The organism is Sphingomonas sp. Mn802worker (genome assembly GCF_000382485.1).
Taxonomy (GTDB): Bacteria; Pseudomonadota; Alphaproteobacteria; order Sphingomonadales; family Sphingomonadaceae; genus Sphingomonas.
Genome location: NZ_AORY01000012.1, coordinates 1 through 23,890, shown reverse-complemented (window position 1 = coordinate 23,890; position 23,890 = coordinate 1). Strand labels below are relative to the sequence as shown.

At 66.3% G+C, this 23,890-nt stretch carries 23 protein-coding genes; 10 read left to right on the top strand and 13 right to left on the bottom strand.

The window, feature by feature from the left end; all coding sequences use genetic code 11:
• The first annotated feature begins 58 nt into the window (after positions 1–58).
• Complete coding sequence (locus SMN802W_RS0110055) at positions 59–1,444, top strand: APC family permease (RefSeq protein ID WP_019516782.1); 1,386 nt, start codon at positions 59–61, stop codon at positions 1,442–1,444.
• Between the two features lie 20 nt (positions 1,445–1,464).
• Here SMN802W_RS0110055 and SMN802W_RS0110050 read toward each other — a convergent pair whose 3' ends face one another.
• Complete coding sequence (locus tag SMN802W_RS0110050) at positions 1,465–2,100, bottom strand: carbonic anhydrase (protein WP_019516781.1); 636 nt, start codon at positions 2,098–2,100, stop codon at positions 1,465–1,467.
• 51 nt (positions 2,101–2,151) lie between these two features.
• On the opposite strand from SMN802W_RS0110050, the gene lipA reads away from it, so the two are divergent.
• Positions 2,152–3,099 (top strand): lipoyl synthase, encoded by a 948-nt coding sequence (gene lipA / locus SMN802W_RS0110045; protein WP_019516780.1) that lies wholly within the window; start codon positions 2,152–2,154, stop codon positions 3,097–3,099.
• Entirely contained in the window at positions 3,099–3,581 is a 483-nt protein-coding gene (locus SMN802W_RS0110040; protein WP_019516779.1) for a type II toxin-antitoxin system RatA family toxin, read from the top strand. Before lipA ends, SMN802W_RS0110040 begins: the two co-directional genes overlap by 1 nt.
• Here the strand turns inward: SMN802W_RS0110040 and SMN802W_RS0110035 are convergent.
• The 3 genes from SMN802W_RS0110035 to SMN802W_RS0110025 are packed head-to-tail and all read right to left on the bottom strand — an operon-like array spanning position 3,521 to position 5,702.
• Positions 3,521–4,057 (bottom strand): CinA family protein, encoded by a 537-nt coding sequence (locus SMN802W_RS0110035; RefSeq protein ID WP_019516778.1) that lies wholly within the window; start codon positions 4,055–4,057, stop codon positions 3,521–3,523. The two genes, SMN802W_RS0110040 and SMN802W_RS0110035, sit on opposite strands and share 61 nt — an antisense overlap.
• The gene (locus SMN802W_RS0110030) at positions 4,054–4,581 is read right to left on the bottom strand and encodes a hypothetical protein (RefSeq protein WP_019516777.1); all 528 of its coding nucleotides are present in this window, start codon (positions 4,579–4,581) and stop codon (positions 4,054–4,056) included. Before SMN802W_RS0110030 ends, SMN802W_RS0110035 begins: the two co-directional genes overlap by 4 nt.
• The gene (locus SMN802W_RS0110025) at positions 4,578–5,702 is read right to left on the bottom strand and encodes a bifunctional 2-C-methyl-D-erythritol 4-phosphate cytidylyltransferase/2-C-methyl-D-erythritol 2,4-cyclodiphosphate synthase (RefSeq protein ID WP_019516776.1); all 1,125 of its coding nucleotides are present in this window, start codon (positions 5,700–5,702) and stop codon (positions 4,578–4,580) included. Before SMN802W_RS0110025 ends, SMN802W_RS0110030 begins: the two co-directional genes overlap by 4 nt.
• Before the next feature lie 76 nt (positions 5,703–5,778).
• Between SMN802W_RS0110025 and dusB the strand changes: the two genes are divergently transcribed.
• The 7 genes from dusB to hflX all read left to right on the top strand — a co-directional run bounded on the left by dusB (position 5,779) and on the right by hflX (position 14,877).
• Positions 5,779–6,777, top strand: coding sequence for a tRNA dihydrouridine synthase DusB (gene dusB / locus SMN802W_RS0110020; protein ID WP_019516775.1), 999 nt, complete (start codon positions 5,779–5,781; stop codon positions 6,775–6,777).
• The gene (locus SMN802W_RS0110015; protein ID WP_019516774.1) at positions 6,774–7,835 is read left to right on the top strand and encodes a two-component system sensor histidine kinase NtrB; all 1,062 of its coding nucleotides are present in this window, start codon (positions 6,774–6,776) and stop codon (positions 7,833–7,835) included. Before dusB ends, SMN802W_RS0110015 begins: the two co-directional genes overlap by 4 nt.
• Positions 7,835–9,265, top strand: coding sequence for a nitrogen regulation protein NR(I) (ntrC, locus tag SMN802W_RS0110010; protein ID WP_019516773.1), 1,431 nt, complete (start codon positions 7,835–7,837; stop codon positions 9,263–9,265). The genes SMN802W_RS0110015 and ntrC overlap by 1 nt, the downstream gene beginning before the upstream one ends.
• Positions 9,266–9,356: 91 nt before the next feature.
• Complete coding sequence (locus SMN802W_RS0110005; protein WP_019516772.1) at positions 9,357–11,558, top strand: HAMP domain-containing histidine kinase; 2,202 nt, start codon at positions 9,357–9,359, stop codon at positions 11,556–11,558.
• 4 nt (positions 11,559–11,562) lie between these two features.
• The gene (gene ntrX / locus SMN802W_RS0110000) at positions 11,563–12,933 is read left to right on the top strand and encodes a nitrogen assimilation response regulator NtrX (RefSeq protein ID WP_019516771.1); all 1,371 of its coding nucleotides are present in this window, start codon (positions 11,563–11,565) and stop codon (positions 12,931–12,933) included.
• 128 nt (positions 12,934–13,061) lie between these two features.
• Positions 13,062–13,556 carry an RNA chaperone Hfq gene (hfq, locus tag SMN802W_RS0109995; RefSeq protein ID WP_019516770.1) on the top strand — a complete coding sequence of 165 codons (495 nt, stop codon included), beginning with the start codon at positions 13,062–13,064 and terminating at the stop codon, positions 13,554–13,556.
• 28 nt (positions 13,557–13,584) lie between these two features.
• On the top strand, positions 13,585–14,877 hold the full coding sequence (hflX, locus tag SMN802W_RS0109990) for a GTPase HflX (protein ID WP_019516769.1): 1,293 nt from the start codon (positions 13,585–13,587) through the stop codon (positions 14,875–14,877).
• 12 nt (positions 14,878–14,889) lie between these two features.
• Here the strand turns inward: hflX and mazG are convergent, their stop codons facing one another.
• From mazG to SMN802W_RS0109945, 9 genes are all read right to left on the bottom strand, one after another.
• The gene (gene mazG / locus SMN802W_RS0109985; protein WP_019516768.1) at positions 14,890–15,633 is read right to left on the bottom strand and encodes a nucleoside triphosphate pyrophosphohydrolase; all 744 of its coding nucleotides are present in this window, start codon (positions 15,631–15,633) and stop codon (positions 14,890–14,892) included.
• Positions 15,634–15,852: 219 nt separating this feature from the next.
• Complete coding sequence (locus SMN802W_RS0109980; RefSeq protein ID WP_026325976.1) at positions 15,853–16,617, bottom strand: MBL fold metallo-hydrolase; 765 nt, start codon at positions 16,615–16,617, stop codon at positions 15,853–15,855.
• Positions 16,614–17,402, bottom strand: coding sequence for a TatD family hydrolase (locus tag SMN802W_RS0109975; RefSeq protein WP_019516766.1), 789 nt, complete (start codon positions 17,400–17,402; stop codon positions 16,614–16,616). The genes SMN802W_RS0109980 and SMN802W_RS0109975 overlap by 4 nt, the downstream gene beginning before the upstream one ends.
• Positions 17,402–18,955, bottom strand: coding sequence for a methionine--tRNA ligase (gene metG / locus SMN802W_RS0109970; RefSeq protein WP_019516765.1), 1,554 nt, complete (start codon positions 18,953–18,955; stop codon positions 17,402–17,404). The genes SMN802W_RS0109975 and metG overlap by 1 nt, the downstream gene beginning before the upstream one ends.
• Positions 18,956–18,964: 9 nt before the next feature.
• Positions 18,965–19,981 (bottom strand): AAA family ATPase, encoded by a 1,017-nt coding sequence (locus tag SMN802W_RS0109965; RefSeq protein WP_037523911.1) that lies wholly within the window; start codon positions 19,979–19,981, stop codon positions 18,965–18,967.
• Between the two features lie 20 nt (positions 19,982–20,001).
• Entirely contained in the window at positions 20,002–20,628 is a 627-nt protein-coding gene (gene tmk, locus SMN802W_RS0109960) for a dTMP kinase (RefSeq protein ID WP_019516763.1), read from the bottom strand.
• On the bottom strand, positions 20,628–21,809 hold the full coding sequence (locus SMN802W_RS0109955) for a D-alanyl-D-alanine carboxypeptidase family protein (protein WP_019516762.1): 1,182 nt from the start codon (positions 21,807–21,809) through the stop codon (positions 20,628–20,630). Before SMN802W_RS0109955 ends, tmk begins: the two co-directional genes overlap by 1 nt.
• Before the next feature lie 39 nt (positions 21,810–21,848).
• Positions 21,849–22,676, bottom strand: a complete 828-nt coding sequence (locus SMN802W_RS16860) for an SPOR domain-containing protein (RefSeq protein ID WP_019516761.1) — start codon at positions 22,674–22,676, stop codon at positions 21,849–21,851.
• Positions 22,660–23,622, bottom strand: coding sequence for a lytic murein transglycosylase (locus tag SMN802W_RS0109945; RefSeq protein WP_019516760.1), 963 nt, complete (start codon positions 23,620–23,622; stop codon positions 22,660–22,662). Before SMN802W_RS0109945 ends, SMN802W_RS16860 begins: the two co-directional genes overlap by 17 nt.
• Positions 23,623–23,890: the final 268 nt, after the last annotated feature.

Genomic DNA, 23,890 nt, shown 5'->3' with positions numbered 1-23,890 from the left:
GGGGCTGGCACCCCCTCGTTAACCATGCAAGAAGCCCGCGCCATTAAGGCGGGGGACGATGCCAGAGGAACAGCTTTCATCGGCGGCGCTGGTGCCGCTCGCGCGCAGCCTGGGCGTGGCGGGCGTGCTGTTCCTGACGCTGTCGGTGACGACGCCCGCGTCATCGGTGTTCGTGATCGTGCCGGGCATGTTGCAGGTCGCCGGCACCGGAGCGATCTGGGCGACGATCATCGCGGGGCTGGTGTGCGTCGCGACCGCTTATATCTACGCCGAGCTGTCATCTGCCTGGCCGGTCGCCGGCGGCGAGTACGTGATGGTCGCGCATACGCTGGGGCCGATGGCGGGCTTCGTCATGCTCGGCATCAACGTGTTCAACAACCTGATCTTCCTGCCGGTCGCGGGGCTGGGCATCCGTGAGGTGCTGGTCGGCGTGATCCCAGCGCTGCCGCAGGTGCCGACCGCCATCGTGGTGGTAGGGGTGTGCACGCTCATCGGGTTGCTCAACATCCGTTTCAACGCGCTCGTCACCGGACTTTTCCTGTTGATCGAGGTGGTGGCGTTGCTCGCAGTGACGGCGTTCGGTCTCATAGACGTACAGCGCAACCCGCTCAATTTTCTGACGCAACCAGTCATGACGGCGGGGCAGGGTCTGGCGCCCGCGTCGTTGACCGCGATCGGGGTCGCGGCGTCGATCGCGATCTTCGCCTTCAACGGCTACGGAGCCGCGGTATATTTCGGCGAGGAGATGCACGAGGCGCCGCATCGGATCGCGCGCTCGATCATGCTGGCGCTTATCTTCACGCTGGTGCTCGAGGGCGTGCCGCTTCTCGCCGCGCTGGTGGGCGCGGTGGACTTGCGAGTGATGCTCGCCTCGCCCAATCCTTTCGGCGATCTGGTGACCGCGATGGCGGGAGCGCGCGCCGGGCAGGCGATGGCGCTCGGCGTCGCGCTCGCGATCGTCAACGCGATCATCGCCTGGGTACTCGCCTGCGCACGCTTCTTCTACGGCACCGCGCGCGATGGGTCGTGGGGGCGGCCGCTCGATCGCTGGATGAGCGCGATCCATCCGCGTTGGGGATCGCCATGGCTCGGCACCCTGCTGGTCGGCGCCGTTGGCATGCTGCTCTGCTTTCTACCGTTGCGCCTGCTAGAGGTGTGGAGCGGGGCGGGGCTGATTGCCATCTACGCCGGGATCGCCATTGCCGCGATGGTCGGACGGCACTCGGGTGCCTCACGCCACGCGACCTATCATATGCCGCTCTACCCGCTGGCGCCGATCGTCACGCTGGTCGCGCTGGCGTTGATCACGGTCGCGACGTGGCAGGATGTGGCGGAGGGGCGGCCGGCGATCATCGCCACGATCATCCAGATCATCATCGCCGCCGGCTATTACCTGCTCATACTGCGGCGGCGCCGGTGGCAGGCAGTGGTGCCGACCGCCTGAGCGACCGGCACCGGTAGGTGTCAGGCGGGCTCGAACGCGCCTTCGCCATCCTGCATCACGCGGAGCTGACCCTCGGCGATGCCGAACCACGCGCCGCGCAGTTTCAGCTCGCCCGCATCCTCGCGCTCCTTGACGAAGGGAAAGGTCCGCAAATTCTTGATCGAGGAGCGGATGCCCTCCCACTCGATTGCGGTCTGTGCCTCGGCGCCAGTGCCCTTCTCCGCCACGACCTTCTCGCGCGCCTCATCGAGCAGGCTGATCCAGTCGGCGACGAAGCCGCCCGCGCCCTTCTCGGCGTCCTTGAACCCTTGCGACAATGCCGCCGCGCAGCCGCCGCACGAGGCGTGGCCCATGATGAGGATCTCACCGACCTTCAGCTGCGTCACCGCGAACTCAAGCGCGGCGGACACGCCGTGATAGCCACCGCCGGTCTCGAACGGCGGCACCAGATTGGCGACGTTGCGGATCACGAACAGCTCGCCGGGCTTGGCATCGAAGATCTGCGTCGGATCGACGCGGCTGTCGGAACAGGCGATCACCAGCACCTTCGGCTTCTGACCCTTGGACAGCGTTTCCCATTCGGCCTTTTCCTGCTCCCAATCCTCGTTGCGGAAGCGGTGGTAACCCTCGATCAGACCGGCAACATCCCTTGGCATTCTGTAGCTCCTACGTTGTTTCAACACTCAGACGACGCTATCTCGCACCGCATGAACGACAGTAATTCGCTTCTGGCTCCCACCACCGCGCCGGCCGCCGTTGCACCGGCAAGGGCGCGCAAGCCCGACTGGATCCGCGTCAAGGCGCCGACCTCGACCGGCTTTGCCGAGACCAAGCAGCTGATGCGCCGCCTGAACCTCGCCACCGTGTGCGAGGAAGCGGCATGCCCCAACATCGGCGAGTGCTGGACCAAGAAGCACGCGACCGTGATGATCCTGGGCGACACGTGCACGCGCGCGTGCGCCTTCTGCAACGTCAAGACCGGCATGCCGCGCGCGGTCGACCCGCTCGAGCCCGAGCATGTCGCCGTGGCCGCGGCGGAGATGGGGTTGCAGCATATCGTCATCACCTCGGTCGATCGCGACGATTTGCCCGATGGCGGGGCGTCGCAGTTCGTGAAGGTGATCCAGGCTCTCCGCCGCAACACGCCGTCGACGACGATCGAGATCCTGACACCCGACTTCCGCAACAAGGCGCAGGCCGCGGTCGAGTCAATCGTCGAGGCGCGGCCAGACGTGTATAATCACAATCTGGAAACCGTCCCCCGGCTCTACCCGACGATCCGGCCCGGCGCGCGTTATTATGCGTCGCTCAGGCTGCTGGAGAGCGTCAAGCGGCACGATCCGTCGATCTTCACCAAGTCGGGCGTGATGATGGGGCTGGGCGAGGAGCGGCTGGAGGTTCATCAGGTCATGGACGACATGCGGTCGGCCGACATCGACTTCCTGACGATGGGGCAATATCTGCAACCCACCCCCAAGCACGCCAAGGTCGCCGATTTCGTCACGCCCAAGGCGTTCGACGCGTACGCTGCGATTGCGCGCGCCAAGGGGTTCCTGCTCGTCGCCTCGTCGCCGCTGACGCGGTCGAGCTACCATGCCGGTGACGATTTCGCGAAGCTGCGGGCCGCGCGAGAGGCGAAGCTGGCGCGCGCCTGATGCCGAAGCATTCCGAGACGCGCGCGCTGCCGTACACGCCGGAGCAGATGTTCGACATGGTGGCGGACGTGCGCCGCTACCCCGAATTTCTGCCTTGGGTAACCGCGATGCGCGTGCGTCAGGACAGCGACACCGAGACGGTCGCCGACATGATCGTCGGCTTCAAGGGCCTGCGAGAGACGTTCACCTCCAAGGTCGAGAAGCAGCGGCCCGCGACGATCCACGTCGAATACGTCGACGGGCCGCTGAAGTACCTCCACAACGACTGGCGTTTTCGCGATGACGGGAACGGCGGCTGCTTGGTCGATTTCACGGTCGATTTCGCATTCAAGAACCGGATGTTCGAGATGCTGGCGGGGCAGGTCTTCTCGGTCGCGCTCAGGCGGATGATCGGCGCGTTCGAGACACGCGCGGCGGTGCTCTACTCCGCCTCGACGGCAGGCCCCGGCAGCAGTAGCTCGAGCGCGCACAGCGCGGCCTGAAGCCGGACGCCGCCGCGGCCGATATCCCCGAAGAACTTGCGATCGGCGATGATGTCCGCGGGATCGCCGTGCCGCTCCGCGCGCGCGAAGACGACGGTGCCGACCGGTTTCTTCTCGCTGCCGCCGCCGGGCCCGGCGACGCCGGTGATCGCGACCGCCACGTCCGCGCCCGACTTGGCCAGCGCGCCCTGCGCCATGCTCCACGCGGTCGCGATCGACACCGCGCCGAAGGTGTCGAGCACGTCGCGGCTGACCCCCAGCATCGCGATCTTGGCTTCGTTGGCGTAGGTGATGAAGCCCGATTCGAACACCGCGGACGATCCCGCGATCTCGGTCAGCGCGGCCGACACCAGCCCGCCGGTGCAGCTTTCCGCGACCGCGATCCGGCGTTTGGCGGCAATATTCTCCTCCACCACGCGGCGTGCGGCGGCGAGTAGCTCCCCCGGGAGTACGCTTTCGCTATGATCGGCGCTCATCGCGAAGCCTGCGCCGCGCAGATCGGCAGGTCGGGTGCATCGCGCATCGCGCCGCGCGCGTGTTCGGCCTTGATGTACTGGAGCGTCGCAACAACGATCCCCGCGGTGTTGCGCGCCGGCAGCGGTTCGAGCAGCGTGACGAGCCGGTCAAGCGTCGGGCAATCGCGCGATTGCAGCCGCCCAGTGATCTGCGGCGCGAACAGGCTGGTCAGCATGGGCCGGGCATAATCGCTCATCAGCAGCAGTTCCACCGACGGATCGCTCAGCTTGGTGATCGCCTGTCTCGCCGCGGGCCAGGCGCGATCCGCCTCGGCGTCGTATTTGGCGAGAAACGGACCGGAGGTGCGCCGCAGCAGGCTGGTCGCGGGTAACGCGGCGCAGATGCGACCGGCGTCGCGGATGATCGCGGGCAGGGTAACCAGCGCGATCGACTCGGCCTCCGACTGGCTGAGACACGGCGCCTGCGCGGCGGCAGGCGAGCCGATGAGCGACAGCGCCGCAGTGAGCGCGAGCAGTCTCTTCACGCGAGTGCCCCAGGCAGGCGGATGGTGGCGACTGCCTGCGCTGCGATCCCCTCACCACGACCGGTGAAGCCCAGTCGCTCGGTCGTGGTCGCCTTTACGCTGACGCGGTCAATCGGCAGCTTTAGAAGCTCACCGATCCGTGCCTGCATCGCAGGCCGGTGCGGGCCGATTTTGGGCGCCTCGCACATGATCGTCAGGTCGACGAAGGTCACGCGTCCACCGCGCGCCTCGACGAGCTCACGCGCGTGCGACAGGAATTGACCCGATTCAGCGCCCTTCCACTTGGGGTCGCTTGGGGGAAAGTGCGTGCCGATGTCGCCTGCCGCGATCGTGCCGAGCACCGCGTCGGTGATTGCGTGAAGTGCGACGTCGGCATCGCTGTGGCCCGACAGACCCTGATGATGCGGGATCAGCACGCCGCCGAGCCATAGCTCCTCGCCATCCTCCAACCGATGCACGTCGAAGCCGCTCGCCGCACGTGTTTCATAACCGATGCGCGCCTCGGCGGCGGCGAAGTCGGCGGGGTAGGTGACTTTCTCGAGCATCTGGTCGCCCTGCACCAACGCGACCCGGCCGCCAAGCGCGCGCACCATCTGCGCGTCGTCGGTGGGCGCATCCCCGGTCCAATGATCATGCGCGCGCTGAAGGGTTTCGCGCTGGAATGCCTGCGGTGTCTGCACGCGGCGCAAGGGGTCGCGCGCGACCAGCGTGCCGTCGGTGTGGACCAGCGTGTCCGCGACCGGCAGCACCGGGACTGCGCCGTCGTGCGTGACCAAAGCGTCGAGCAGCCGATCGATCACCTCGGCGGGTACGAAGGGCCGGGCGGCATCGTGGATCAGGACGACCTCGGCGTCGGGAACCGCCGCGAGCCCGGCCGCTACCGACTCGTGGCGTTCGGCCCCACCGATGACGTGGGATGCCGTCGGCAGCATCGTCGCCAGACTCGCCTGCTGCTCGGCAGCGACCACAACCACCACGTAATCTATCCGCGCGTGGCGGTTCAGCGCATGGTAGCTCCACGTCAGCATCGGGCGGCCGGCAAGAGTACTGAACTGCTTTGGTCCCGTCTGGCCCGAGCGCGAACCCGTTCCGGCGGCGACGATGATCGCAACGGTCTTCATCGGCCGGGCGATTAGTCGCATCCGGTTCACCTTGCCACCATAGGTTTGAGCGATTACTGCCTAAATAACAGGCATCATGCAGAAACTTACTCCTATCCAGATCGGCTCGGTGCGGATCGACCAGCCCGTTGTGCTCGCGCCAATGACGGGCGTGACCGACCAGCCGTTTCGCACGCTCGTCCGCCGCTACGGCTCCGGTTTGAACGTAACCGAGATGATCGCAAGCCAAGCCGCGATTCGCGAGACGCGGCAGTCGCTGCAAAAGGCGATGTGGCACCTGTCGGAGGAGCCGGTGTCGATGCAACTGGTCGGCTGCGCCCCCTACGAGATGGGCGAGGCTGCCAAGCTGGCGCGCGACAAGGGCGCGGCGATCATCGACATCAACATGGGCTGTCCCGTGCGCAAGGTGACCAACGGAGACGCGGGTTCGGCGCTGATGCGCGATCTGGTGCTCGCGCGTTCGATCATCGAGGGCGTGGTGAAGGCGGTGGAGGTGCCGGTCACGCTCAAGATGCGGATGGGCTGGTGTCACGATAGTCTGAATGCGCCCGAGCTCGCGCGGATCGCCGAGGATCTGGGTATCCGCATGGTCACCGTCCATGGCCGCACGCGCAACCAGATGTACAAGGGCTCGGCCGACTGGCGCTTCATCCGCGGGGTGAAGGATGCGGTGTCGATTCCTGTCATCGCCAACGGCGACATCTGCGGAATCGAGGACGCCGAGGCAGCGCTGGAGCAATCGGGTGCGGACGGTATCATGGTTGGGCGCGGTGCCTATGGCCGGCCGTGGTTGCTCGGCCAGTTAATGACGTGGTTCGCCGAGGGGCGTCGCGTTGCCGACCCGTCACTCGATGAACAATATCACGTGATCGTAGAGCATTATGACTCGATGCTCGAACATTATGGCACGGTCACGGGCGTCAACATGGCGCGCAAGCACATCGGCTGGTACACCAAGGGGATCAACGGATCGGCTGAGTTCCGCAACCGCGTCAACCAGGAGCCTGACGCAAACCGCGTCAAGGCGATGTTGCGCGAATTCTACGCGCCGTATCTGACCCGCGCTGCGGCGTGACGACGACGCACGTCAGCCCGAGTGACGCGGAGCTGATCGCGGCGTTGCCGGTGGCGATGCTGCTACTCGACGGCGAAGAGCGGATTGCGCAGGTGAACGCCGAGGGTGAGGCGCTGCTCAACCTGTCGCAACGCGCGCTGGTGGGACAGCGACTGGCTGACGTACTGACATGGCCGGGCGGTGCGCCGCGTCGCGAGGGCCATGCCGCTGCCTTTTTCGACACCACCGTCACCACCGCGCGCGGATTGGCCTTGCGCGTTGACCTGGTCGAGGCCGAGGTGCCCGACCGGCCCGGCTGGCGTGTGGTGACGCTTCATCATGCCGCGCCGTCGCGCCGGCTCGGCCAGAGCAACGACCGTGCAGCCGCCGCCCGATCGGCAGTCGGGGCGGCGGCGATGCTGGCGCATGAGATCAAGAACCCGCTGTCCAGCATCCGCGGCGCGGCGCAATTGATCGCCTCGGGCGCCTCGGCAGGCGAGTTGTGCAGCCTGGTCGTCAAGGAGGTCGACCGCATCGTCGCGTTGATCGACCGGATGGAGGATTTCACCGATACCCGTCCGCGGGAGACCGGGCCGATCAACATCTATCCGCTGCTGGCCCATGCGCGCGACGTGGCGCTGGCTGGCTTCGCGCGCGGGATCGCGATCGAGGAACGCTACGATCCGTCCTTGCCGCTGGCGCTGGGCAACCATGACGCGTTGCTGCAGGTCATGCTAAACCTGCTCAAGAATGCGGCTGCGGCGCTGGGCGAGATCGGCGAGCGGCGGATCACGCTCCATACCGCTTATCGGCACGGCATTACCGTAGCGGCGCGCGATGGCGCCGGACGCGTCGCGCTGCCGATCGAGATTTGCGTCATCGACACCGGGCCGGGAGCGCCCGACGACATCGCGGAGCACCTGTTCGACCCGTTTGTGTCGAGCCGCCCGGAGGGGAAGGGGCTTGGCCTCGCGCTCGTCGACAAGCTGATCCGCGACATGGGAGGGATCGTGCAATATTCGAGAGAAGGCACGCCGAACGCGACCGTGTTCCGCATCCTGCTGCCGCGCGCCGCGTGATGGCGGCCGACATCCTGCTCGTCGATGACGACGATGCGATCCGCCTCGTCGTTGCGCAGGCGCTGCGCCGCGCGGGGCATCAGGTGCGCACCGCCACGTGCCTTGCCGAACTCGACCGAGAGATGCGCGCAAAGCTGCCCGACGCACTGATCACCGACGTCGTGCTGCCCGATGGCGACGGGATCGATCATGCCGCACGCATCGCCGCCGACCATGCGCGATTGCCGATCGTGGTGCTGTCCGCACGCAACACATTGACGACCGCGGTGCGCGCGACCGAGGCGGGGACGTACGATTATCTACCCAAGCCGTTCGATCTCGATACGCTGACCCGCACCGTCGCGGCAGCGCTGGCACGGCAGAACGGGATCGACCTGCCCGCCGACGAGCACGCGGACGCGTCACTGCCGCTGATCGGTCGCTCACCGGCGATGCAGGAAGTATACCGCATCATCGCGCGCGTAGTGTCGAACGACCTGACCGTGCTGGTCTCGGGCGAATCGGGAACGGGCAAGGAACTGGTCGCACGTGCGATCCACGATCTGGGACCGAGGCGCGCCAGTCCGTTCGTCGCGATCAACATGGCGGCGATCCCGCGCGACCTGATAGAGGCCGAACTGTTCGGGCACGAGCGCGGTGCCTTTACCGGCGCGGCGCAACGATCGGCCGGTAGGTTCGAACAGGCGGCGGGCGGCACCTTGTTCCTCGACGAGATCGGCGACATGCCGCGCGACGCACAAACGCGCCTGCTCCGCGTGCTTCAATCGGGCGAGTTCACAACCGTAGGCGGCACACGTGCGATCCGCGCCGAGGTGCGGATCGTCGCCGCGACCAACCGCGACCTGCGCGGGGCGATCGCGGACGGACAGTTCCGGGAGGATCTGTTCTACCGGTTGAACGTCGTGCCGATCTCGCTGCCAGCGCTTCGTGAACGGCGCGGTGACATTGCCGAACTCGCGCGACATTTCCTCGACCGTGCGGCAGCCGACGGATTGCCGCACAAGGTGCTCGACGGCGATGCGGTGGCGGAGCTCAAGGCGTTCTACTGGCCCGGCAACGTTCGCGAGCTCGGAAATCTGATGCGGCGTCTGGCCGCCTTGTCGCGCGACGATCGCATCACCGCTGGCGAGATACGAAGCGTGCTTGGCACGACAACGGCAGCAGGTGAGCCGGCCGACATTGATCTCGACCAAGCGGTCGCGGCGATGATTGACCATCTGGCGCGCAGCGAGCCGCGTGCGCTCGACAACGGCACGCTTCATGCCCGTCTGGTCGCGGCAGTGGAGCGTCCGATGATCGAGGCGATGCTGCGTCGCCATGGCGGTAACCAGTTGCGGGCCGCGCGTGCGATCGGGCTCAACCGCAACACGCTGCGCAAGCGACTGGATGTGCTCGGCATCGATCCGGACGCAAATTCGACGGCGGTTTAGCCTCTGTCTGTCGAAATATGTGTTTTCCATGCAACACTGATGGTGTAGCGCACCGGTGATGCATGCCGGCGCTCAGCCCGCTTCTCACGCGATGATCGCCCCGCGGCGCAGGCTGTCGGTGACGCCCGCGGTCGAGCTGGGCGTGCTCGCTGCCGTAGTCGCGGTCGCGCTCGCCAGCTACTTCATCGTTCGTGGCGAGGGTGATCCGAAGGGTCTGCTGGCGCCCCCCGTGATTGCGCTCGTGCTCGTCGCCAATCTGGTCGGCGGCATCGCGCTGATGATGCTGGCGGGGCGGCGGATCGCACGGCGACGCGCGGCGCGCTCTCCGGTCGGGGGCGAGGGGCGGTTGCACGTACGGCTTGTGCTGCTGTTCTCGGCCGTTGCCGCGGTGCCTGCGCTGCTGGTGACGATTTTTGCGTCGCTGTTGTTTCAGTACGGTGTGCAATTCTGGTATTCGGACCGCGCGCGCAGCATGTTCGAGAATGCCGCGAGCCTGGCGCAGGAGAATTATACCAGCGAACTCAATCGCGTGGCGCAGGAAACTGCGACGATGTCGAGCGACCTCGCCAACTATCTGCGTACCGACACGATCGACAGCAAGCGGTTCAGCGAAGGGCTCGCGTATCAGCTGTACCTGCGCAACCTGTCCGAGGCCGCGATCGTGAGCCGCGGTGCCGACGGCGAGTTGCGGACGCTGGCACTGCTCAATCCGTACGACCGGCCGTTAGACCGTGTGGTGACGCCGCAGATGGTTGCGAAGCTGGAGCGCGGCGGGCCGACAGTGATCGTGCAGGGGGCGGACCGTGCGGGTGCGCTGACCCGGCTCGATTATCAGCCGAACACCTACCTCTATTCGGCGCGTGTATTCGACCCGCAGCTGTCGGCACAGATCGATCGCGGCGCGGCGGTGCTGGGCGATTACCGCCAGTTGCTCGAACGCGCGCGGTCGCTCCAACTTCGTTTCAATGCGGCGTTGCTGATCATCTCGCTGTTGATCGTCGCCTTTGCGGTGTGGATCGCGTTGCAAGTCGCCGATCGCCTCGTCCGACCAGTCGGTGAGTTGGTAGAGGCGGCGCGGCGCGTGGCGAACGGCGATCTGGCTGCGCGCGTACCGGACACGCGCGAGCTCGACGAGGTCGGCGTCCTGTCCAACGCGTTCAATGCGATGACCTCGCGACTGGAGACGCAGAACACCGCGCTGGTCACCGCCAATACTCAGCTTGAGAGCCGCCGCGCGCTGATCGAGGCCGTGATGTCGGGGGTGTCGGCGGGCGTGCTGTCGATCGCGGAGGATCGTACCATCCGGCTCGCCAACAGCTCGGCGCAGACGCTGCTCGGGTTGGACACGTCGCCGATCGGACAACCGCTTGCCCGCGTCGCGACCGAGCTCGACCAGCTTCTGTCGGACGGCGCGCGCGAGGGCGCGGTGCAGGTGCTGGTGGCGGGTGAGCAGCGTACTTTTGCGGCACGAGTGGCACGCGATGGATCAGGACCGATCATCACCTTTGACGACATCACGCAGCAATTGACCGATCAGCGCCGTGCCGCCTGGGCAGACGTGGCGCGTCGGATCGCACATGAGATCAAGAATCCGCTGACCCCGATCCAACTCGCGGCCGAGCGGTTGCAGCGCCGCTACGGGAGCAAGGTGGAGGAGGGCGATACGACGTTCGCGCGACTGACCGACACGATCGTGCGGCAGGTCGGCGACCTCCGGCGGATGGTCGACGAATTCTCATCGTTCGCCCGGATGCCCAAACCCGTGTTCCGGCACGAAGCGCTGCTCGACATCGCGCGTCAGACGATGTTCCTCCATGAGGTCGCGCATCCGCGCATCCGCTTCACTCTGGAACATGACGATCCCGCTCCCGCGCTGGTGTGCGATCGCCGACAATTGGGGCAGGCGCTCACCAACGTGGTCAAGAATGCAGTCGAGGCGGTCGAGGGGGCGGATCGCGCCGATCCGGCAATCACGATGCGGCTCGCGCGGGCCGATCAGCGGGTCACGATCAGCGTGGCCGATACGGGTGTCGGGCTGCCGGCCGAGCGCGAGCGGATCGTCGAGCCATACATGACGACGCGCGCGCGCGGTACGGGTCTGGGGCTCGCCATCGTCAAGAAGATCGTCGAGGAGCATCACGGATCGATCGCCTTCGACGATCGTCCGGGTGGCGGCACAATCGTGACGTTGACGTTCGAGCCCGCGCTGCTCGAACCGCTCGCGCTTGATGACGGGCAAGACAATTCGGACGACGATCGCACGATCGCCGCTTTGACCAGGAGCCGGAATTAAACGCATGGCGATCGACATCCTTGTCGTCGACGACGAACTCGACATCCGCGAACTCGTAGCGGGCGTGCTGGAGGACGAGGGCTATGACACGCGCGTCGCCGCCGACAGCGACAGCACGCTGGAGGCCATCGCGACAAGACGTCCCAGTCTCGTGCTGCTTGACGTGTGGCTGCAGGGGTCGCGCCTTGATGGGCTCGAATTGCTCGACGAGATCAAGCACCGTGACCCATCAATCCCGGTCTTGGTGATCTCCGGGCACGGCACGCTCGACACCGCGGTCGCCGCCATTCGCAAGGGTGCGGCCGACTTCATCGAAAAGCCGTTCCAGGCCGAGCGGCTGCTGCTGATGGTGGAACGCGCGACCGAAACCGAGCGGCTGCGTGCGGAGGTCGCCTCATTGCGTGCGGCCGTGGGCAGGGCGGTCGACCTGACCGGCAACTCGACCGCGATCAATGCGGTGCGCGCGACGCTCAAGCGGGTTGCGGGCACGGGCAGCCGCACGCTGATCATGGGGCCGGCAGGGGTCGGCAAGGAAGTCGCCGCGCGGTTGCTGCACGGTTGGAGCCAGCGCGCGCACGCCAATTTCGTCCTGATGAGCGCGGCGGGCATGGCACCCGAACGGGTTGAGGAAGAGTTGTTCGGGGTCGAGGAGAACGGCGACCTCAAGCGGACTGGGCTGCTCGAACAAGCGCACGGCGGGACGCTGTTCCTCGACGAGATCGCCGACATGCCGATCGCGACGCAGGCGCGAATTTTGCGCGTGCTGACCGATCAGAGTTTCACGCGCGTAGGCGGCACGCGCCTCGTCAAGGTCGATATCCGCGTCGTCTCCGCGACCGCTCGCGACCTGCCGACCGAAATCGCGGAGGGTCGTTTCCGTGAGGACCTGTTCTACCGGCTGAACGTGGTGCCCGTGGTGCTGCCGTCGCTCTCCGAGCGGCGCGAGGACATCCCGCCATTGGTCGAGCATTTCGTCGCGCACTACGCCGCCGAACGGCGCGTTGCCGTGCCGCAGATCGCGACCGAGGCGATGGTCGCACTGCAATCGTACGACTGGCCCGGGAACGTGCGCGAACTGCGCAACGTGGTCGAGCGCACCATCATCCTGGCCCCCGGCAATCGGATTGGACGGATCGACGTCGACCTGTTGCCCGCCGAAGTGCTCGGCGATCATGCGTCCGGTGCGGGCAGCAGCGCGATCATGGGAGCGCCGTTACGCGAGGCGCGCGAGACGTTCGAGCGCGAGTATCTGCGCGTGCAGATCAGGCGTTTTTCCGGCAACATCTCGCGCACCGCCAGCTTCATCGGCATGGAACGCTCCGCGCTGCATCGCAAATTGAAGCTGCTCGGCATCACCGAAACCCGCGACGATTGACACAGGACCGGCGAAATCCGCGCCCGGCACTGGACGCGGGCGGGCGCGTTACATAGCTTCAGCAACGACCGACCAAGCAATGCCGACGCCGGGCACCGGCGCATCGCGGGGAACCTCCCGCCAAGAACATGGACGATCTTATGGCCGACAAGCAGACCTCGCTACAGGACCTGTTCCTCAACTCGCTCCGCAAGACCAAGACGCCGGTGACGATGTTTCTCGTCAAAGGTGTCAAGCTGCAAGGAATCGTGACGTGGTTCGACAATTTCTCGGTGCTGCTGCGGCGCGATGGCCAGTCGCAACTGATCTACAAGCACGCGATCTCGACGATCATGCCGGCCGGGCAGATCGACGTTGAGGGCATCGTCGGCTCGCTGGGAGAAAGCACGCGCAAGCAGCCGTTGTTGCAGGACATTTTCCTGAACGCGGTGCGCAAGTCGGAAGACCCGGTGACGATGTTCCTCGTCAACGGCGTCATGTTGCAGGGTGCGATCGCGGCCTTCGATCTGTTTTGCATGTTGCTTCAGCGCGACGGCATGTCGCAGCTTGTCTACAAGCATGCGGTATCGACGATCCAGCCGTCGCGTCCGCTCAACCTCGCCGAGGAGCAGGACGAGGATTGACCGCGGTGCGAGTGGTGCAGGTGCGCACGTGAGCGGCGGGTTCGAGCGCGACCGCGATGACGTCGCGCGCGGCGCAAAGGCGATCGTGGTATTTCCCGATCTCGGCGGCTCGTCGCGCGATGCGGAGGCGAGGCTGGATGAAACCGCGGGCCTAGCGGCTGCGATCGGCGTGAAAGTGGTTGATCGCGTAGCGTTGCGGGTCCGTACGCCACGCGCAGCGACGTTGATCGGCAGCGGGCAGATCGAGGAACTTGCGACGCGTGCACGGATGGAAGCGGCGCAGCTGGTCGTATTCGACGGGGCGCTGACACCGATCCAGCAGCGCAATCTGGAGACCGCGCTTGAGGCCAAGGTGATCGATCGAACCGGGTTGATCCTGGAAATTTTCGGGGAGCGCGCGGCGACCGCCGAAGGGCGGTTACAGGTGGAGCTTGCCCATCTCGATTACCAATCCGGCCGTCTGGTGCGCAGCTGGACGCACCTTGAGCGGCAGCGCGGCGGCTTTGGTTTTCTAGGCGGTCCGGGCGAGACGCAGATCGAAGCCGACCGCCGCTTGATCCGCGATCGCATGGCGCGACTTCGGCGCGAGCTCGATCAGGTGACGCGCACGCGCGGGCTCCATCGCGAACGGCGGCAGCGTGCGCCTTGGCCCGTCATCGCACTTGTCGGCTATACCAATGCGGGCAAATCGACGCTGTTCAACCGGCTGACCGGCAGCCATGTGATGGCGGAGGATCTGCTGTTCGCGACGCTCGATCCGACGCTGCGGCAGATCTCCTTGCCAGGCATCGACAAGGCGATCCTGTCGGACACGGTCGGCTTCGTGTCGGAACTGCCGACACAATTGGTCGCGGCGTTCAAGGCAACGCTGGAGGAGGTGGTGTCGGCCGACCTCTTGATCCACGTGCGCGACATCGCGCATCCCGATACCGAGGCGCAGCGCGTCGATGTCGAGGCGGTGCTGGAAGAGATCGGCGTCGCAGAGACCACCCCGCGCATCGAGGCATGGAACAAGCTTGACCTGGTCGACGCGGACACGCGGGAGGTGATGGCGGCCACTGCGCAACGCCGCGATGACGTGATGACGATCTCCGCGCTGACCGGGGAGGGGGTCGATGACCTGATCCGCCACGCAGCGGCGCGGTTGACGACCGGCCATCGTCGCTACGTTATCACGCTCGACCCGTCCGACGGTGCGGGTGCGGCGTGGCTGCATCAGCATGGCGAAGTCTTGTCGCACCGGATCGAGCCGGAGCATGCGCGTTACGAAGTGCGAATGGCGGAGCGTGATTATGAACGTTTCCAGCAGCGCGCCGGGTAAAACAGGCGCCGGTCAGTCCGTTTGATCGAGGCGCTTGGCGCGCTGCCATAGCGCCTCTTGCGCATCAAGGCTGAGCGAGGCGAAGTCGTCGTTCATCCGCTCCATGGCGCGGAAGCGATGCTCGAACTTGGCGGTCGCGCGCCTGAGTGCGGCTTCGGCATCGACGCCAAGGTGTCGCGCCCAGTTGACGGTTGCGAACAATAGATCGCCAAGCTCGTCCTCCCGCTCATCTGCGGTCTGAGCGGCGATTACCTCACCAAGCTCCTCGTCGATCTTCTCGCGTGGGCCGGTCGCGTCGGCCCAGTCGAAGCCGGTTCGTGCAGCACGCTTTTGGATTTTCTCGGCGCGTTGCAGCGCCGGCAGCCCCAACGCGACGCCGTCCAGCGCGCCGGACGCACCCTTGGCGCTGCGCTCGGCCGCCTTAACCTGATCCCACAGGTGATGACCACCATCGGGTGCGTCGCCGAAGATGTGCGGGTGGCGGCGCTCCATCTTATCGCTGATCGACGTGACCACATCGTCGAAGGTGAAGTGACCGGCTTCTTCGGCGATGCGGCTGTGAAACACGACCTGAAGGAGGAGGTCGCCCAGCTCATCCTTAAGGTCGGCCGTATCGCCGCGGGCAATCGCGTCGGCTACCTCATAGGCTTCCTCGATCGTGTAAGGCGCGATCGTCTCGAATGTCTGGGAACGGTCCCATTCGCAACCGTCCGGGGAACGCAGCCGGCGCATGATCGTGAGAAGTCGGTCAATCATTAAAAGACGCGCCCAAAGCTACGAGCGATAATATACATTATGTAAACTCGCGGTGGTTACCGTAGGTCAGCCTGATCAAAAACAGACCCAACACGAATATAGCGATCCAGATTGCTGCATATCTAACCAGCGTTCCCATCGGAACGCGTCGACCGAGCAGAGCCGCTACAGGCAGGACCAGCAACACTGCGTAGAGTAGTGCCTGACCGGCATGATCGCTCACCAGCGACGCTCCCAGCCGTCGTAGCCAGGCTCCACCCCTTTCGGCAGCTCACGACACAGCGTCCGATAGTCCATCGACTGATCCATGTGGATGAGCACGGTGTCCTCGGGCTTCAGCGCTGAGACCCAGTCGAGCACGGTCGGTAGATCGGCATGCGACGGATGCGGCCGTCGTCGCAACGCATCCACGATCCACACGTCCAGCCCGGCATATAACGCTCGCATCTGGTCGGTCATCGCGCTCACGTCGGTCGCGTAGCCGAAGGCGGCCCCACCCGCGGAGAAACGCAGACCTGCCGATGTAATCGAACCGTGCGGCTGATCGCACGCGCGCACGTCGATGCCCGCGATCTCCATCGCGTCATTGAGAGGACGAAGGTCAACGATCGCAGGATAGCCGCCGCTTCCCTCAAACACATAGCCGAACTGCTTGCGCAACAGGGCGGCGGTATGCGGTCGCGCATAGGCGGGCACGGGTGCGCCCCGCGCGTGGTAGATCTGCCGCAGGTCATCGATACCGAAGACGTGGTCGGCATGCGCGTGCGTCCAGATCACCGCATCGACGACACCAACTTCGGCCGCCAGCAACTGCTCGCGCATGTCGGGACCGGTGTCGACCAGGATGCGCGCGCCGCGATGCTCCACAAGGATTGCGGCACGTGAACGCCGGTTGCGCGGCTCGCTTGGATCACAGGCGCCCCAGTCGTTGCCGATCCGCGGCACGCCGGAGGATGTACCCGAACCGAGGATGCGGACTTTCACGCCGCAGCCTTGTTCCCGGTCTTGCTGAACAACGCATGGAAATTGCGCGCGGTATAATCACGCAGGTCGTCGACGTGCTCGCCGCGCAGGTCCGCCAGGAATGCTGCGGTGTCGGCGACGAAAGCGGGCTCGCCCGGTTTGCCACGGTTCGGTACCGGGGCGAGGAACGGCGCGTCGGTCTCGATCAGCAAGCGCTCGCGCGGCAGTCGCGTGGCGGTCGCCTGTAGGTCACGCGCATTCTTGAACGTGACGATGCCGGAGATCGATATGTAGAGGCCAAGTGCAAGCGCTTGGTCCGCGAACGCATCGCTGGCGGTGAAGCAATGGATGACGCCGGTGTTGGCGCCGTGTTGCATCTCGGCGGCCAGGATCGCGATCGTATCCTCTTCCGCATCGCGGGTATGCACGATGAGCGGCACCCTCGCCACCCGCGCGGCCTCGATGTGCGCCCGGAAGCTTTCCTGTTGCCGTGTCCGATCGGAGTGATCGTAGTGATAATCGAGCCCGGTCTCCCCGATCGCGACCACCCGCGGATGCGCGGCGCGCGCAATCAACTCGGCGGCGCCAACGTGCGGGTGCTGATCGGCTTCGTGCGGGTGAATGCCGACACTGGCCCAGACGTCGGGCTCGCGCTCGGCCGTGGCGAGCACTGCGTCCCACTCGCTTTCACGCGTTGCGATGTTGAGCATCGCAGTCACGCCGCGGCTGCGCGCGCGCGAAAGGACCGCTTGCTGGTCCTCCGCCAGACCCTTGTAGTTGAGGTGACAATGACTGTCGGCGAGCATCAGGCGGCTGCCTCGGCGTCAGCGGGCATCTCCAACCGCGGAAACGCCGGCGTCGGCGCGGCAAGCGTGAAGCCGGAGCCTGCCTGCCGCGCGTACCAGCCGTCGTCATCGATCGCGGCATGGGTGCGCTCGGTCGCGCCGAGCAGATCGAGCACATGGCCGGCACCACGCGGCACCACCGGCAGGATCGCGATCGCGAGCATTCGGATGGCCCGGATCAGCGTGCCGAGCACCGCGTGCATCCGCTCGGGATCGGTCTTGCGCAGCGACCATGGCGCCTGGGCATCGATATATTGGTTGCACGCGAACACGCCGCGCAGCCATGCCTCGATCCCCTGGCTGAGCATCAGGTCGTCGAATGCACTGCGCATTCCGGCGCAGGCGACGATTACTTCCTCGATCAGCTGGGCGTCGGCGTCGTCGGCGCGGCCGGCGTCGGGCAACGCTCCTCCAAGGTTCTTGGCGACGAACGACAGCGTGCGCTGCGCCAAATTGCCGAAGGCGTTGGCCAACTCGGCGTTGACGCGCGTCACGATCGCCTCGGCCGAATAGCTGCCGTCCTGCCCGAAGCTGACCTCGCGCAGCAGGAAGTACCGTAGCGCGTCAACACCAAATGCGTCGGCGAGGCCGATCGGATCGACGACATTGCCGAGGCTCTTCGACATCTTCTCGCCGCGGTGGAGCAGGAAGCCGTGGCCGAACACAGTCTTCGGTAGCATGATGCCCGCCGACATCAGGAACGCAGGCCAGTAGACCGCGTGGAAACGGACAATGTCCTTGCCAATGAGGTGCAGGTCTGCGGGCCAGTATGGCATCTCGCTGTCCGGGTAGCCCGCACCGGTCAGATAGTTAGTCAGCGCATCGACCCAGACGTACATGACGTGTCCTTCGCTGTCCGGCACCGGCACGCCCCAGTCGAACGTCGTGCGCGAGACTGACAGATCGGACAATCCGCCCTCGACGAAGCGCATGATCTCGTTGCGGCGACTCTCGGGACGAATGAAGTCGGGGTTACGTGCGTAGAGATCCAGCAATGACTGCTGATATTTGGACAAGCGGAAGAACCACGTCTCCTCCGCAGTCCAAGTGACCGGGGTATTCTGCGGAGACAGCTTTGCCCCGCCCTCGCCATCGACCAGCTCCTTTTCGTCATAGAAGGCCTCATCGCGAACCGAATACCAACCCTCGTAGCGGTCGAGATATAGGTCGCCGTTCGCCTCCATCGCGCGCCAGATCGCCTGGCTGGCGCGATAATGATCCTCGTCGGTGGTGCGGATAAAACGATCGTAGCTGATCGCAAGCGTGTCGCACATCTGCTTGAAATGGCCCGACATCTCGCCCGCAAATTCGCGCACGTCACGCCCCTGGTCGCGGGCGGTCTGTGCCATCTTCAGCCCATGCTCGTCGGTTCCGGTCTGAAAGCGCACGTCGCGCCCGGCCTGCCGCTGAAAGCGGGCGATCGCATCGGCCGCGATCGCCTCATAAGCATGGCCGATGTGCGGGCGCCCGTTGGGGTAGCTGATTGCGGTGGTGATGTAGAACGGCTTACCCATGCGCCGCTCCTAGCCGCGCGTTCGGCGTAAGTCAGCCCCGTGTTGCGTCGGTGCGTCGCCAGCGAGGCGTGCGACCAAGCCGCCGAGTTCGAGCACCGTCCCGCCCGCATCGAGCGACAAGCCGCGTGCGGCACCCGCCACGTCGCGCGCGCGTCCATAGGCATCAAGCGCGACCTGCAGCGCGGGTCCGCGACGATCCTGCGCCGCTTCTGCGATCACGCCGGGCACGCGGTCGAGGAACGCTTCATAACGTGGTTGCGCCGCCTTGAGGCTGAGCGCCTTGGCGAGCTTGGCACGGCGACTGGTGGTCGGGTCGCCGTCGCGCGCGATCGCATGGAGCGCGTCATCGATCTCCGCCATGCCGAGCTCGGCGTAGCGTAGCGCGCGCCCGGGCGAGCCCGCCCCTGCGCCTACCAGCGCGCCAATCTCGTCCCGGTCGGCTTCAGGCAGCGCCTGCGCGAGTGCCTGCCGCATTGCGCTATCGTCGAGCGGCTCGAGGCGCAGAACGCGGCAGCGCGAGCGGATCGTCGGCAGCAATCGCCCGGGTGCGTGGCTGACAAGCAGGAAGATCGTATCGGCCGGCGGTTCCTCGAGGCTTTTGAGCAACGCATTGGAGGCACCGGGACGCTCGAGCTCGTCGGCGCTGTCGATCACGATGATACGGCGCGACGACATCGATGGCATCGTGCCGAGGAAGGGGGCAAGCGCGCGCACCTGATCGACCGTGATCGAGCGCGCCAGCTCACCGTCCTTGCTGTCCTTCTTCGGCAAACGCCGGAGTTCGCGATAGTCGGGATGCGCACCCGCGCCGAGCAGCGCAGCGGTGCGGTTACCCGGCGGCAGCGCGAGCCGCAGCGGCAACACTCCGGGCTCTGCTCCTTCCACAAGCAGGCGCGCGGCGGCAGCGCGTGCGAAGGTCGCCTTACCGATCCCCGGCGGGCCGGTGATCAGCCATGCATGGTGTAGAGCGCGTCCGCGCATCGCGGCGAGCAACGCGTCGGCGGCGGCTTCATGCCCGTGAAGCATAGGTGAGCCGGTCGCGCTCGTCACGCCAGCCACGGCTCCAGATCGGCGAGGATCGCGGCGGTAACCGCATCCGGTGCCTGCGCGGCATCGACTCGCCGTACGCGGTCCGGCTCATGTTCGGCGATACGCTCGAATGCAGCGGCGACGGCATCGTGGAACGCCGCGTCTCGCGCGGCGAAGCGGTCGGCCGCGGCCCCGTCACGCGCGGCAGCACGGTGTGCGCCGATCTCGGCCGGTAGCGTCAGCACATAGGTCCGGTCGGGCAGCAGCCCTTCCGATCCGAAGGCGTGGAGCGCCAGCACGTCGGCGTCGGCGATCCCGCCCGCCGCGCCCTGATAGGCACGCGACGAATCGAGGTAGCGGTCGCAGATGACCCATTCGCCGCGCGCGATCGCGGGGCGGATCACCTTCTCGACGTGATCGGCGCGCGCGGCGGCGAACAGTAACGCCTCGCTTCGCGCGCTCCAGCGGCCCGCGTCGCCTTGCATCAGCAGCGCGCGGATCGCCTCCGCTCCCTCACTGCCGCCGGGTTCGCGCGAGACACGGGTCACGCACCCGCGCGCCTGCAACGCGGTGGCGAGTGCGCGGACCTGGGTCGATTTGCCCGCCCCCTCGCCCCCTTCCAGGCTCAGGAAGCGTCCACGCATCAGCCGAACATGCCGGTCAGGCCATGCCACGCGCGACGAAAGAAGCCGGCCTCGGCGACGTCGCTGGCGGCATTGAGCGGCGTGATCTGCGGCGACAGACCAGGCGCCGCGACGACGAGATCGGCGACGTGCGTCCCCGCCTTGATCGGCGCCTTGAGCGGACCTTGGTAGACGATCTTCCCCGACACCGCGGGGCTGGTGCCCGCGGGCACCGACACCGCGACCGCGCGTGGCGCGACGAGGTCGACCTTGGTCGCGTCACCCATCTGCACATTGGCCTGTCCGACGACGCGTCCGCTCTTCACCACAGGCTTCGACTGCCAGGCGCGGAAACCCCATTCCATGAAGCGGACCGACTCGGACGCGCGCTGGTTGAAGCTAGTGAGCCCGGCAAGCACCATGACGAGACGGCGACCGTTCTGTTCGGCGGAACCGGTGAAGCCGAAGCCCGCCTCCTCGGTGTGCCCGGTCTTCAATCCGTCTGCCCCGGCGACGCGTCCGAGCAGCGGGTCGCGATTGGCCTGCGTGATCTGGTTGCCGCCCATCGTCTTGCCCCACGTGAAATCCCGACGCGAATAGAATTGCTTGTAAAGCTTGGGATGCTCCTCGATCGTCGCGGCGGCGAGCTTGGCAAGGTCGCGCGCGGTGACATAGGTCACGCCATTGTCGGGCCAGCCGTTCGACGTGCCGAAATGGCTGTTGGTCAGACCAAGCTTCTTCGCATTCTCATTCATGCGGTCGACGAACGCCGGCTCGGTACCCGACAACCCCTCCGCCAGCACGACGCAGGCGTCGTTGCCGCTGAGCGTCACGATCCCGTACAGCAGGTTCGCGACCGTGACACGCTCACCCGACGACAGGAACATCGTCGAGCCCGCCGACGGGCCATGCCATTTCTGCCATGTCTCGGGCCTGACCTCGAGCTCCTGGTCGAGGCGGATATCACCCTTACGCAGCATCTCGAAAGCGGTGTAGACCGTCATCATCTTCGCCATCGAGGCGGGCGGCATGCGGCGGTCGGCGTCCTTCGCGAACAAGATCGCGCCCGACGACAGATCCTCCATGAACGCGACCGGCGCCGGCGTATCGAACTGCGGGGCGGCAGGTGCCTGTGCCGCGACCGGGAAGGCCACGCCAACGAGGACGGCAGGAACCGCGAGCGCGGTCAGAAACTTGGACATTGACGCACTTTCCAACTGGGCCGCTCGCTGGCGGCTCGTTCAGGGAGCCTGGATGATCGAGGCGCCACCATAACCACGCGAAACCGCCGCGTCACGCGCGCGCTGCGCGGCGGCACGATCGGCGAATGGTCCCAGCCGCACGCGCCACCATCCCGTCGCCTGCTCGACATGGCCGTCGAGGGTTCGCGCAACGGCGCGGGCACGTGCCTCATCGCGCAGGGCGGCGACCTGAACCAGCGGACCGGCCGCGCGGGTGTTCGAGGATAAGACGGTAGCTCGCGTGAGCGCAGCGTTGCTGGTGGGCTTCGTCTGGGCCGCGGAGGTCGGGGCTTTTCGCTTCGGCTTACCCACGACAGGTCTTGTGAGAGCCGACGTGGCGGTCGCCTGCGGTGCTGCCGCTACAGCCGGCGCGGCGACTTCGCGTCGCAACGCGCGGAGCAGCGCGTCAGGTGCGGGCAGCCGCGGTGCCGCACTGCTGCCGGACCGAAGCGCCGCGAGATCGCTCGACGATGGTTGCACGCTGCGCACGCGTACGGTGCCGCGGTCGCCTGCCAGACCAAGCGCGCGGGCCGCGGCGCTGGAAAGCGTAATTTCCACCGCGCTCGTGTCGGTCGGTCGTGTGGTTATCTGCACGAGGATGATGTGCCCGGTGCCGAGGTCGGTGACCTCCGCGACTGAGCCGAGCGGCAATCGTGCGTGTGCGGCGGTGAAGGCTTCTCCGGGTCGCGTTTCCGCGCGCCCGACACGGTCGTACACGCCCGCCTCTCCGTTACCGGCCGTGCCGCGTGGACCGGTTACACTCGCGTCGGGCTGCTGCGCCGCGACGAGCAACGGCGCGAGCAGCAGGACGCTAGCGTGCGATCTCATCGGCGAGCAGCCCGACGGACAGCGCGTAGAAGTTGGAACAATTATAGTCGAGGATGACGCGGTAATTGCCCGTCAGCAGATATGCCGTCCGGCCGGGCCCGTCAGGCTCGATCAGTACCGCCTGCACCGGGTCGCGCGGCCAGTTACCCGACTGCGGCGAGAGGCCGAGTGCGCGCCACTCCGCCATCGTTCGCCAGCCGCTGGCCCTCGCAAACACGCGCGGACAGCGCGGCGAGACGAGCCGGTTGGTGACGGCACCGCGGTCGAACCCGCTCGGTACGTTGACGGCGACGCCCCATGGCTCGCCCGCGCGCCAACCCGCTTGAGTGAAATAATTCCCGATCGACGCGAGCGTATCGGCCGCGCTGCCCCAGATGTCGGCAAACCCGTCGCCATCGGCGTCGCGGGCAAGCCGCAGATAGGCGGAGGGCAGGAATTGCGGATTACCCGTTGCGCCAGCCCAGCTGCCGACCAGCCGCGCGCGTGGTACGCCACGATCAATCATCTTCAACGCGGCAATGAACTCGCCCTCGAACAGGCTGCGGCGGCGTCCCTCGTACGCAAGCGAAGCAAGACTGCGCAGCAGGTCGAAGTTACCGGTGTACGCACCGTAATTGGTTTCATGGCCCCAGATCGCGACCATGATCTCTTCGGGCACACCGGTCTGCGCCTCGACCCGCGCAAGCCGGGAGCGCTGTTCCTGGTAGGTGGCGCGACCGCGCCGGATCCGCGCGGCATCGACGTGCTGTGTGCGATAGGGCGCAAACATCGGGATCGCACTGCTGTTATTTTGCTCCGGCTGCTGCCGGTCGAGTTCTACCACGCGTGGATTGTAGCTGAGCGAGGGGAACACCGATGCGACCGTCGCGGGCCTCACCCCCTGTGCGATTGCCGTCGAGCGCAGGCCACTCAGATAGGCCTGGAACCCGCTCTCGTCCTGCGCCATCGCCGACGGCGCGCCAAGCAGCAGGCACGCCGCGGCTGCAACACCCGCCCGCAGCCGGGAAGAGATCACTCGCACTATTCGCATCGGCGCTTTGTGACATAGCGCGGCCGACAGGCAAACAGCCAATCGTCGTCAGGCTTGCACACGGCACCGCAACCGGCCTAAGCGACGCCCGGCACTCGAGCCTCGGGTGCGGAGAGATGGCCGAGTGGTTTAAGGCAGCGGTCTTGAAAACCGCCGTGGGTTCACGCTCACCGTGGGTTCGAAT